Annotated in this window: 6 protein-coding genes and 1 pseudogene; 6 read left to right on the top strand and 1 reads right to left on the bottom strand. The window is 64.2% G+C overall.

Going from position 1 to position 12,363, the window contains the following annotated elements:
- The 3 genes and pseudogenes from Q0S16_RS22245 to Q0S16_RS22235 all read left to right on the top strand — a co-directional run.
- Positions 1-534 (top strand): annotated as a pseudogene (locus Q0S16_RS22245) (tyrosine--tRNA ligase); the annotation flags it as partial.
- Between the two features lie 83 nt (positions 535-617).
- Positions 618-1,859, top strand: coding sequence for an MFS transporter (locus Q0S16_RS22240; protein WP_295853222.1), 1,242 nt, complete (start codon positions 618-620; stop codon positions 1,857-1,859).
- A gap of 175 nt (positions 1,860-2,034) precedes the next feature.
- Positions 2,035-3,729 carry a methyl-accepting chemotaxis protein gene (locus tag Q0S16_RS22235; protein WP_295853218.1) on the top strand — a complete coding sequence of 565 codons (1,695 nt, stop codon included), beginning with the start codon at positions 2,035-2,037 and terminating at the stop codon, positions 3,727-3,729.
- 107 nt (positions 3,730-3,836) lie between these two features.
- On the opposite strand, the gene Q0S16_RS22230 is transcribed toward Q0S16_RS22235, so the two are convergent.
- The gene (locus Q0S16_RS22230; RefSeq protein WP_295853215.1) at positions 3,837-7,562 is read right to left on the bottom strand and encodes a DUF3971 domain-containing protein; all 3,726 of its coding nucleotides are present in this window, start codon (positions 7,560-7,562) and stop codon (positions 3,837-3,839) included.
- Positions 7,563-7,772: 210 nt separating this feature from the next.
- Between Q0S16_RS22230 and Q0S16_RS22225 the strand changes: the two genes are divergently transcribed.
- The 3 genes from Q0S16_RS22225 to Q0S16_RS22215 all read left to right on the top strand — a co-directional run bounded on the left by Q0S16_RS22225 (position 7,773) and on the right by Q0S16_RS22215 (position 12,307).
- Positions 7,773-8,600, top strand: coding sequence for a peroxiredoxin (locus tag Q0S16_RS22225; protein WP_295853213.1), 828 nt, complete (start codon positions 7,773-7,775; stop codon positions 8,598-8,600).
- Between the two features lie 95 nt (positions 8,601-8,695).
- Positions 8,696-10,045 carry a M23 family metallopeptidase gene (locus tag Q0S16_RS22220; protein WP_295853211.1) on the top strand — a complete coding sequence of 450 codons (1,350 nt, stop codon included), beginning with the start codon at positions 8,696-8,698 and terminating at the stop codon, positions 10,043-10,045.
- A 144-nt stretch (positions 10,046-10,189) separates the two neighbouring features.
- Positions 10,190-12,307: a carbamoyltransferase C-terminal domain-containing protein gene (locus Q0S16_RS22215; protein WP_295853209.1), complete on the top strand. Its 2,118-nt coding sequence runs from the start codon at positions 10,190-10,192 to the stop codon at positions 12,305-12,307.
- The last annotated feature ends 56 nt before the right edge of the window (positions 12,308-12,363 follow it).

Raw genomic sequence — 12,363 nt, 5'->3', positions numbered from 1 at the left:
GCCAAGGGCGCGGTCTGGCTCAATGGGGACCTCTTCAGCCCCTATGATTTCTGGCAATATTTTCGTAACATCGAGGATGACGACGTCGGCAAGTTCCTGAAGATTTTTACGCGGCTGCCGCTCGACGAAATCGCCAGGCTGGAACGGCTCGGCGGCGCCGAGATCAACGAGGCCAAGAAGATCCTGGCGACCGAGGCCACCGCGATCGTGCACGGCCGGGAGGCCGCGATCGCAGCCACCGAAACCGCGCGAAAAACCTTCGAGGAAGGCTCGATCTCGGAAAGCCTGCCGACCATCGATATTTCACAGGACGAACTGGCCGCCGGCATCGGCGTGCTCGGGATCTTTGTTACCGCCGGCTTTGTTGGCTCCAATGGCGAAGCGCGGCGACAGATCAAGGGCGGCGGGTTGCGCGTCAACGACGTCGCGGTCACCGATGAAAAAATGCTGCTGACGCCGGCGCTGTTGACCCCGGAAGGCGTGATCAAGATTTCGCTGGGCAAGAAGAAGCACATCCTGCTGCGTCCCGCATAGGCCCATTCGCCCAGCGCACCTTGCCCCTGGCGCGCGAAACGCGCTCCATCGCCGGAGACATCGCACCCAGGACGAGTCGCCGGATGGAAACGCACAAGCCCGCCCCGCAGCACGCGCTGCGGACATCGCAGCATACGGCGCTCGCCGTTCTCGGTGTCTGTTTCACGCTGTCGGTGCTAGGTCGCGGTCTGCAAGAAAGTTTTACGGTCTTCCTGCTGCCGATCTCGCAATCCTTTGGCTGGAATCGCGGCGATGTGGTGTCGATCTACTCGCTGACCGCGTTATGCGTCGGCCTGGCCTCGCCACTGGTCGGCCGGCTGTTCGATCGCTCCGGACCGCGAGCGGTGTTCGTCGCCGGTGTCGCTCTGCTCGGCGGCGCCTTCCTGGCCGCGGGACACGCGCAAAAACTCTGGCAGTTTCAGCTCAGCATTGGCGTCGGCCTCGGCTTCGGCATCGCCTGCATCGGCAATGTCCCCAATTCCATCCTGCTTGGCCGCTGGTTCGGCAAGCGCCTGCCGACGGCGATGGCCGTCGTCTATTCGGCGACCGGCGCCGGCGTGCTGGTGATGCTGCCGATCGCGCAGATCCTGATCGACCATCTCGGCTGGCGTGGCGCCTATCAGGCATTTGGCTGGATGGTACTGGCTTTGCTGCCGCCGCTGCTGATCCTGCCATGGCGACGTTTCGCAGGCGGCTCCACGCATCTGGAGAAGTCGGACGCCCAGGGGTTAGCCGACCAGAGCTGGACGCTGTGGACCGCGATGCAGCATCACGCGTTCTGGGCGCTGTTCTCGACCTTTTTTTTCACCGCCATCGGCATGTATGCGATCTCGCCGCAAGTCGTCGCCTATCTGATTGATGCCGGATTCCCGCCGCTGACGTCGGCGACGGCCTGGGGCTTCAGCGGCGTGGTGCTGCTGTTCGGCATGCTCGGCGTCAGCTGGCTTGATGGCATCATCGGACGGCGGCCCTCGATCCTGTTCAGTTACACCCTGTCGATCATCGGCATCGTGATGTTATGGCTGCTGCAATGGTACCCTAACTACTGGATGCTCACCGGATTCGTGGTCTGCTTCGGCAGCATGATCGGCTCGCGCGGGCCGCTGCTGACGGCGACCGCGATGAAGATTTTTCGCGGCGAGCGTGTCGGCACCATCTACGGCGCCATCACCATCGGCAGCGGGCTGGGTTCGGCGTTCGGCTCATGGAGCGGCGGGCTGCTGCACGACTGGACGCAGAGCTATAATCCGCTGATCGCTTTCGCGCTAATCAGCGTGCTGCTCGGCATGATTCCATTTCTCGTGGTGCCAGCGCTCAGGCGTTAGTTCGCCACGCGCACTTGCGTTGCAGTTCATGCCGTTGGGTGGCTCGTCGGACTCGCGGCACGGCTTGCATTGCACATAATTTCCCGCACCTGAATACCGTATACGGCCTTTTACGAATGTTAAGCAGGTTCCTGCTAATTCTCTGGTGGTATTTATCAGACACCAAGGTCGATTTATGACAATGCTTAGCCGTCTCACCATCCGCTCGAAGCTTGCCAGCATGGTCGCCGTTTCGGCGATAGCCGTTTGCGTGGTCATCGCGGTTTCGGCGGCGCTCAGCCAGAAGCGGATGCTCGAGGACCGGATCGATCAGCTACATACCGCGGTCGACATGATGATCGGCATGGCACAGACGCTGCAGGACGAAGTCACGGCTGGCACGATGACGCTGCCCGACGCACAGGCGCAGTTCCGCCAGCGCGGCAAGGGCATGATGTTCAATGGTGGACAAGGTTACGCCGTGGTCTACCGCGCTGACCAGTCGATCCTGCTTAACGCCGCAAACCCAAAGCTTGAGGGCAAGATCACGGGTGCGACCGATTCCAATGGCGTATTGATCGCCAAAGCCATTGTCGACGCCGCGCGCCTGAAGCCTGAAGGAAATACAGCATCCTATCTTTATCCGCGCCCCGGTCAGACGGTGCCGGTGCAAAAGCTAGTATTCGCCAAGACCTTCGCGCCTTGGAATGCGACCTTCGGCGTCGGCCTCTACACCGACGACCTTGACTCCGACGTCAACACGCTGCTGCTGAAACTCGGCGCGATCGGCGTCGGCGTCCTGATTTTGATGGCGTTCATGTCCTGGCTGATCGCCCACGACGTACTTGGCGCGCTGAAGCGGCTTCAGCTTCGGATGCGGCGTATCGCTGGCGGCGCCCTCGACGGCGCCGTCGCTGAAACCGAACGTGGCGACGAGATCGGTCGAATGGCCGAGACGCTGGAGATGCTGCGCCAGACATCTCTGAGCGCTCGCTCGCTCGAATCCGAGCAGTCCCGGTTGAAGCAATCAGGCGAAACCGAAAAGCGCGACGCGCTGATCGGTCTCGCCAACCGCTTCGACGCGTCGGTCGGACAGTTGGTCGGCCTGATGGCCACCGGGTCGACGCAGCTCGAGTCCACCGCGCAATCCATGACGGGCACCGCCGACCGCACCAACCAGCAGGCTACGCTGGTCAGCACCGCCGCCTCCGAAGCCAGCACCCGCGTCCAGACGGTCGCTTCGGCCGCCGAGGAACTGTCGTCCTCGATCATCGAGATCAGCCGCCAGATGGCACAGTCCGCCAGGATCACCACCCATGCCGTCGATAGCGCCCGCCGCACCGACACCATCGTCCGCGCTCTGGCCGATGGCGCGCAGCAGATCGAGCATGTCGTCGAGTTGATCTCCAGCATCGCCGGCCAGACCAACCTGCTGGCGCTGAATGCCACCATCGAAGCCGCCCGCGCCGGCGACGCCGGCCGCGGTTTCGCGGTCGTGGCTTCGGAAGTGAAAAGTCTGGCGGGCCAGACCGCCGACGCCACCAAGGAAATCGGGCTGCGGATCGCCCAGATCCAGGCGGCGACCAAGGAGGCTGTCGAGGCGATTCAGGGCATCACCGCGACCATCGAAGAGGTCAGCGCCATCGCCACCACGATCGGCTCCGCTATCGAAGAGCAGGGCGCGGCCACCGCCGAGATCGCCCGCAACGTCACCCAGACGGCGCAGGCGACGCAGGACGTGACGACCAATATCGGTGGTGTCAGCGCGGCCGCGCAGGAAACCGGCACCGCCGCCGGCATGGTCCTCAGTGCCGCTTCCGGCCTGTCAAAGCAGGCCCGGCAGCTATCGGGTGAGGTGAGCACCTTTCTCGCCGGTGTTCGCGCGGCATAGGCTACGCCACGACCAACGGGCGCGATCCGCAGGCATCACAGGCGTGGCGACGATTGCGGCAGATCACAGCGTCGCGGGCACCGCATCTGCTTACGTCGCGGTTGAGATCAGTTCGGAGATCCCGGGAATTCCGCCGGGTTGTTCGGCTTGCCGGTCGGAAATTCCATGATTTTTCGCGTGACGCCGGGCAGGATAGCGGAGATCGGGTTGACGCGCAGCACCGGCGCGCCGGGGGTACCGACGACCTCATAGGTGATGCCGAACAGGCCCTCATTGCTGCCGCCGAGGAACAGCCCGACGATCGGGATCTGATTGAACATGTTGTTCAAGCCGAACAGCGGAACGATGGTGCCGCGCATGTGAACCTCACTGGCGGGATAGTCGATGCTGCCTTCGATCGTGGCACCGATCACCGGTCCCTTGACCACGCCTTCCCGGATCGCGAGCTGGCCGTTCTGCCGGGTGAATTCGGCGCGCAGGCGGGTGAAGCCGATGCTGTTCTGGGCGCCCGACGCACCGCCCCCGGTAACGCTGGCCAACTGCGCTTCGCCCTTGACGGCGAAGTTGGTCACATTGATCAGCCCCTCTTTCGGGCGCGAATCCGTGGTCGGAGCATCCATCGCCAGCGACAACTGGCCACCATTCACCTTGGCATAGGTGTCGGTGAATCTCAGCAGCGAACCCGCATCCCCCGTCTCGACAACGATGACGTCGCGGGCGGCCCCCTGCGCGCGACCGCGCATGTCGCCGGTCAGCGGCGTGTCACGGCCGAGCTTGCCGGACAGCGTGAAGCTCTTGATCGTGCCACCGCGCCGCGAAATCTTGGCATCGACACTGCGTACCGCCTCGCCATAATAGCCGGCGACGGCGCCGAGCTTCACGTCGACATCGAAGTCGATGCTCTTGGACTTGCTCTTGGGATCGGCTTCCTTGCCTGAAATGGCCGACTTCAAGAAGCCGCGACCATCGAACACATCGCCGCGCATCGTGACCTTGAGCACGCCGTCGGTTCCGCGGTCGGCGCGAAGCGAGGTCTTGTCGCCGTCCGAGGGCGAATAGGTCGGGAAATTGGCGCTGACCAGATCGCCGGACTGATCGATCTCCACCGCGCCCTTGATCTGCGCGCCACTGCCTTCGATCATGATATCCTCGAACCGCGTCGACGGTCCCTTCTGCACCACGTTGAATACCGCGCGGCCAGTCTTGCCGGGCAGCTTGACCCAGCCCGGCAGAACATTGTCGAGCTTCATCGCCGTCAGATCGGCTTCGATCCCCATCTTGCTATCGCGATCGCCGCTGCCGATCTTGCCGACCAGCTTGATCGGAAGCGCGCCGCTGACCGATGGACCAAGGTCGAAGCCCAGCCTGGCCCGGCTGGCGTCGTCGAGCGTCGCCTGCAAACGGACGTCGGCGTCGCCATCCGACGGCTTGCGGTAGTCGAGCGACGCCGTTTGCCCGTTGATCTTGACGTCGCCCTTGACCTGATAGCCCTGGTTATTGGCGATCACTTTGAGCGCGCTGGCCTCGAGTTTCTGGCCCATCACCATCTTGTCGCCGGAGAAGCCGGCGAGGTCGGCGTTGATGCTGTAGCTGGTATCGGTCTTGGTGAGCTCCCGCTTGATCGGCAGACCCAGTGCCACCAGTGCCGAGACATTTCCCTTGCTGGAATTCGGATCGATCAGATTGCCGGTGAATTCATTGAGGCGGTCCGATGCCAGGATCTCCGCCACCGCCGGCACCGGGCCATCGATCTTGAAGCGGACCTTGGCCGGCGACGGTTTCGGCACCATGTCCGGGACTTCGAACACGATGTCGCTGAGGGCCAGCTTGCGGCCGCCTGGAGTGTCGATACCGGCCTGACCGATCGTCACGGTCGCGGTGCGTCCGGTAACCCGGGCCCGCAGGTCGGCATCCCGGATCAGCGGCAGGTCATCCACCGGCCGCAGCGCGACACCATTGGCGACAATGGTAACGTTCAGGCCGTCATCGGGAATCGGCGGGCCGCGGCGCGACAGGTTTCGCACCGGCGAGTTGACGGCAATTTCCAGCCGCTGCAACGAGCCTCGTTCGATGCGCTCAATGACCCATTCCCGGACCTCCGGCACCACCAGGACAGGCCACATCCGCTTCAGCGCGGAGGCCGACATCGGCGTGCCGGCAAGACCCAGCGTCAGACGCGGCTCGCCGGCATAATCAATACTGCCGCTGCCCGCGAGACCGATCTCGCCATTGCTGATATCGGCCTGGGTCAGCAAGACGCGCTTATTGTCGGTGTCAAACCGGAAGCCGACAGAGATGCGATTGAAAATCAGCGGCTGCTCGCCCTCGGCGCCCGCCAGCACGATGGTGCCGCCACTCAGACCCGCCTGCCAGTTCGACACCACGTCGTTCGGCGGCTCGATATGCACCATCGAGGTGACGCGATTGGCGCCGGAGATCACCTTGAACGGCGCCAGCAGCACGCGGCGGCCGGCATCCCATTCGACATTGATCTCGGCCTGATCGATCGGCATCGGATAATCCGGCGTATCATTGTCGATGATATGGCCGGCACCGGCATTGATCTTGCCACGGAAATAGGTCGGCAGACCGTCGCGACCGAGTTCGCCGTTGAGCACTCCGGTCAGTGGCAGATCCGCGCTGTAGGTCAGGTCCTTCAGGCGCAGCGCCAGCAGGATGTTGGTGGTCGAAACCTTATCGGCGCGGATCTCGACCGAGCGCACGCCGTTCGCCGGCGCGCCGACGGTCACGCCCAGCGACCACGGATGCAAGCCCGCCTCGCCGACGCTCATGGCGACGCCGCCGCCATGCGGCCGACGAAGGATCAGCGTGATATTGTCGAAGTTCGACGTATTGCCGCGCTGCTGGTCATCCACGATCAATCTGCCGTTCTTCAGCCCGATCTCGTTGAGATTCTGGCCGTCGAGGCCGGTCAGGCTAAGACTGTCGAGCCAGTCCAGCCCGGCCAGCAATCCGCCGGCGGGTTCCGGCTTGTCGGCGGTGGGCGGTGTCGGTGCTACCTGGACCAGCGGCGCCACCTGCCCGGGCGGCAGCGAAAGCGACGGCCCGGTCGGGACCGGCGCCGGCAAGGTCGCCGGCAGCCGCGTCGATGCCACGCCGGTTGCGAGCGGACGCGCATTGTCTCCGGTGGACACCGTGACCTGACCGTCCGGCGTGATCCGCACCGAGAGGACGGCGTCCACCAGGTTGAGGCTTTCGGCGCGCAGCCGCCCCATCAGCATCGCGGGAACCGAGAGCTTCACCTCGGCCTTCGGCGCGCTGGCCACGATGGCGTGATCGCGATCCCGCACCACGATGTCACGGATGCGGACGGCGACGCGGACCCGGCCGGCGCGTTCGATCTGCGTGCCGCCCACCTCGACGCTGTTGCCCTGGCCGATATTGTCCTGGATGGCCTCGGCGAGCCACGGCGTCGCCATGTCGAAATTGATCGGGCCGGCGCCAAGTCGCCACCACAGGGCCCCGAAGCATCCGGCGAAGATCAGGACCAGCACGGCAAGGCTGACCGCGATGCGCTTCAGCCAGCGCCCGCCGCCGAACCAACCCAGTATGGCCGCTAGGCTCTCCCCAAAACGGTGCCATCGCGTCGGTGGTTTGGACAGCAGCCGGCGAGCGCGACGATGAGCCATCTCGTCATGATCGTGATCCCAACCGGCATCATCCCATTGCGAAGGCTGGTCGTTGGCACGCGGACGTGTCGCTTGGGGCGGCTTATTTCTTGCCATAGCCTCTGGGTGCTGGCGCTCTTTGCTGGATCGGCTGCGGCCGGAGTTGCGCGCATCAACGGTGGACGGGCGCTCCTCTGCCGGCATTACGGCCAATCCTCTGTTGAAATAGTAGCTCGTCGTCCTGCCGTTGCGGCACCATAGGGCGCAAGGAGCGTGTCGTGTATTGCGTCGAATCTTTTGCGACCATACTCCGGGGTCAGCGAATTTGCACCGCGACTGCTGTTCCAGCCAGGCCCGCCGGTCCGCGTCCTCAACACCATCACTGACCCGCTGAAAGCGACGAAAGGAAGGCGTATGTCCAAGAAATTGCGCGAGAATCCATCCAAGGCCGCGGTCACCAAAGCGGCCCGCGGTTCCAAAGCCGCGGTGAAAAAGCTCGCCGGCAAGACGGCCCAGCCTGCGACCAAATCGCCCGTCAGGAAAACCACAAAGAAGGTGGTGAAGAAGACCGCGCCGCCGGCTCCAAAAAAAATCAGCGCTAGCCCCTCCGTGAAGGCTCCGGCCAAGGCCGCCGCCAAACCGGCAAAACCAGCGGTCGCGGCCAAACAATCTGCAAAACCGGCCGTCGCGGTGAAGCCGCCGACGGTGAAGACCGCGACCAAGAAGCCTGCTCTCGCCAAACCGGCCAAGCCGAAGATCGTGCCCGTTGCCGCACCGGCGATCGCCGAGGAAGGCGCGAGGGCGCCCGCTTTCAACCTGCCGCGCGACGGCGGAGCAACGGTATCGCTGGCCGATTATGCCGACCAGAAGCTGGTGATTTTCTTTTATCCACGCGCCAACACCCCGGGCTGTACCAAGGAAGCAATCGATTTCACCCGCCTCGCCGCCGACTTTGCCGCCGCCGGCACCGCCGTACTGGGCGTTTCGGCCGACCCCCTGAAGGCCCAGGAATCGTTTCGCGACAAGCACGATCTGACCACGCCGCTGCTCTCCGACGAGACCCACGGCATGCTCGATTCATATGGAGCTTGGGGCGAAAAATCGATGTACGGCAAAGCCTTCCAGGGAGTCTTTCGGACAACGGTTCTGATCGACGCGAGCGGTATCGTCCGCACCATCTGGCGTGGCGTCAAGGTCGATGGCCATGCCGAGGCGGTGCTTGCGGAAGCCCGTCGCATCTGAGCCAATCCGTTCGCTCAAAATTAACCATGAGCGGTTCAAATCAGCCCGTGAATTGAGCTGGCCGGGGCGTTTGCCCGGTTGGCGCGGGAGTATTGATGTCGCACCGTTCAAGCCAGCATGCCGAATATCCGCAGCACCACGCCCATGATCACGGCCGGCCGGTGGCCCGCCGGGTCAGCCCGGTAAAGCCACCGGTCCTCACCGCGGCGCCGAGCGACTACACCATCGGCCATGCCGGCCGTCAGGTCCGCATCGGCCCGGTGCTGTTCTGGATCGTCGTCGGCACGGTAACCGTGATGGGCGCCTGGTCGGCCGCCACCGCGACCTATTTTGCGTTTCGTGACGACGTGCTGACCAAGCTGATCGCGCGTCAGGCCGAAATGCAATACGCTTATGAGGACCGCATCTCCGAGCTGCGCGCCAAGGTGGACCGCACCACCAGCCGGCAGATGCTGGACCAGGAACAGTTCGACCAGAAGCTCGACCAGGTGATGCGCCGGCAGAGCACGCTGGAATCCCGCGCCACCGCGTTGAGCGGCATGCCGGACACTGCCATTACCGGCTCGATCGGCAAGCCCGCGGCCCGTGAAACCACAGCGCCTGGCACGCTGAAACCGTCGCCGATCAGCGACACGGTCACCTTTGTCGCGCCACCCGATCGCGAAGCACGGCTGGAATCGCGCGGCCCCGCCATGTCGGCACCGGCGCCGAAGCAATATGCGCGGAATGGCGGCGTCGACACCGTGATTGGCCGCCTGCAGTCCTCGCTCGATCAGGTCGAAAGCCGACAACTGGCGACGCTGAGCGCGGTCGAGGAGACCATGGATTCCAAGGCGCGGCGCATGCGCGGCGCGATCACCGACCTCGGCCTCAACATGGCACAGCTGGAGGCGGCGACCCCGCGCGTCGCCATGGGCGGCCCGTATGTGCCGGTGAAGCTCTCCGCCAGCGCCGACCCGTTCGAACGACAATTATACCGCGTCTATGTCAGCCGCGCCCAGGTCGACAAGCTGAACCGCACCATGGCGCTGGTGCCCTACCGCAAGCCGGTGGTCGGCGAGGTCGAGTTCACCTCCGGCTTCGGCATCCGCAGCGATCCATTCCTCGGCCGCCCGGCGATGCATACCGGCCTCGATTTCCGCGCCGCCACCGGCGATCCGATCCGCGCCACCGCGAACGGCCGGGTCACCTCCGCCGCCTATAATGGTGGCTACGGCAAGATGGTGGAGATCGACCATGGCAACGGCCTCGCCACCCGCTATGGCCACATGTCGGAAATTCACGTCAAGGTTGGCGACAGCATCAAGATCGGCCAGGTGATCGGGCTGGTCGGCTCCACCGGTCGCTCGACCGGTTCGCATCTGCATTACGAAACCCGGATCGACGGCGAAGCGATCGATCCGCAGAAGTTTTTGCGCGCCGGCGTCCGCCTGAGCGCGGGTTAGCGAGATAGCAGGGCATTGTTGCCCTGCCCCGAGTGTGATTGAAGCGACATCGAACCCCTTCGAGGTCTCTTCTTGCCTTCAACCCGACGTATCGGCGCAAAATATCCCCGCCTCGGCCGCTTCTGCTTCCGGACGACGCGGCGCGTGGCCACATGGCTGATGGCCCTGGCGGGCTTTCACGCCAACGACTCCCGTTTCACGATTCGCCGCATCGCCGCGATCCAGGCCAAGCTGGCGCGCGGCGAGACGGTGTATCTCGCCGGGCTCGGGCTGCCGGGTACGCATAATTCCGGAGTAGCGCTCGTCGAAGTCACGCAGGCGCACGGCCCGCGTTTGATCGTCAACAATGAGGAAGAACGTTTTTCCGGCGACAAGCACACCACGCGATATCCGCGTGGCGCGCTCGACGCGCTGCGCGTCACCCTGCAGGCGATGGGCCGCGATATCGTCGACATCGATGCGTGGCTAACCAGTTGGGATTATCCCGATCTGCTCGGCACGCTGGTGCGAAGCGTCGTGGAAGAGCTTCCTGATGGCCTGAAACTGCTGCGAACCAAAAACTCCGTCAGCTTCGATGCGCGCAGCTTCGAGCAGATGACGCGGATGCCAAGACTGCTGCGCCGGCAATTCGGCCTGTCCGCGCGCGTGCCACTGATCTGCATGCCGCATCACGACAACCACGCCTGGTTCTCGTTCGCAGCGTCGCCTTTTGACGATAGCCACGAACCGGTCGCCATTGCCGTGCTCGACGGCACCGGCGACCAGGGCTCGATCTCGCTCTACGTTGCCGAAAGCGGCGAGTTGCGCCGGCTGTACTGCAATGACAGCGTGTTCGACTCGCTGGGCGCGTTCTACAGCGTGATCTCCTCGACGCAGGGCGGCTGGACCTGGCTGTCGAGCGAGGGCCGCTACATGGGCGCCGCCGCCTGGGGCGACATGGATCGCGCCACCAATCCCTATTATCTCCGACTGCGCGAAGTGCTGGACTTTGGCACCGGTGGCGAGGTGCGGCTCAACCGCGCGATGGCGAACTGGTATTGCGACCCGTTCGAGCAGCCCTACAAGCAAGCGCTGGTCGACATTCTCGGCCAGCCGCTGACGCCGGATCAATTGTGGAATCCCGACGCCGTATTGCGCGTCGAGGACATCGCGCACCGTCCCGACACAAGGGACCGCCTCGACAAGGCCGCGGCGACGCAACTGGTGTTCGAGGACGCCATGATCCACATCGTCGATCATCTGCTGCGCAGCACCGGCGCGCATCGCCTGGTACTGACCGGCGGCGTCGCCTTGAACGCGCTCGGCAATATGCGGCTGCTGCGGCATTTCGACGAGGCCTGGTTTGCGCAGGCGCAGGGGCGGCAGGCCAGATTGCACCTGTGGATGCCGCCGACGCCCGGCGATCCCGGCGTCACCATCGGCGCCGCCTGGATGTTCGCGCATCTGGCCGGCGCGCCACGGGGCAAGCCGATCACGCATGCGTTTTATTGCGGCGACGCGCCGGCCTTTTCCGATATTGTCGAAGCGCTCAAGGCCGACGACATCGCGTCACAGCCGATCGGTGATATCTCGACCCCGGCAGGGCGTGACACCATTGCCGATCTGATGGCCTTCATGGTGGCGCGCAGCGGCATCATCGCATTGTATCAAGGCGCGGCGGAGACCGGCCCGCGCGCGCTCGGCCATCGCTCGATCCTGGCCAATCCCTGCGATCCCGCAACGCGCGAGCGCCTGAACGAACGCGTCAAATATCGCGAAGCGATACGCCCGCTGGCGCCGATGGCGACACTGGAAGCCGCGCAGAACTATTTTGATCTGCTGGAGGGAGCATCGGACGCGGACTATAACGCCTATAACTATATGGTGCTGACGGCGCTGTCGAAGCCGCATGCGCGTGACAAGATTCCGGCGGTGATTCATGCCGATGGCACCGGCCGGATCCAGATCGTCCGCGCGCAGGACGATCCGCTCACGCATGCTTATCTGAAAGCACTGGGCCGCCACATCGGCGTTGAGCTATCCGTGAATACTTCATTCAACGTCGCCGGCCCGATCGCACAAACGCCGCTTCAGGCGATGGAGACATTGCGCCGCTCCGCGGGCCTCGACGTGGTGCTGATGGTCGCGAGCGATGGCGCCGTCACCGCCGCCTGGCATGGCGGCGAACGCGACAGCGGCCGGTTCACAACGTGGTACCGCGATTGGACGCTGACCGACCGTGACGGGATGATGCCGGACCAGAGCATAATGTATCGAGACTAAATTGACGTCGTAGCCTTCGTCCTTGCGAGGAGCGAAGCGACGCGGCAATCCAGAAG

The sequence above is a fragment of the Tardiphaga sp. genome (assembly GCF_025356345.1).
GTDB lineage: Bacteria > Pseudomonadota > Alphaproteobacteria > Rhizobiales > Xanthobacteraceae > Tardiphaga.
This window is presented reverse-complemented; position numbering and strand designations above follow the sequence as displayed.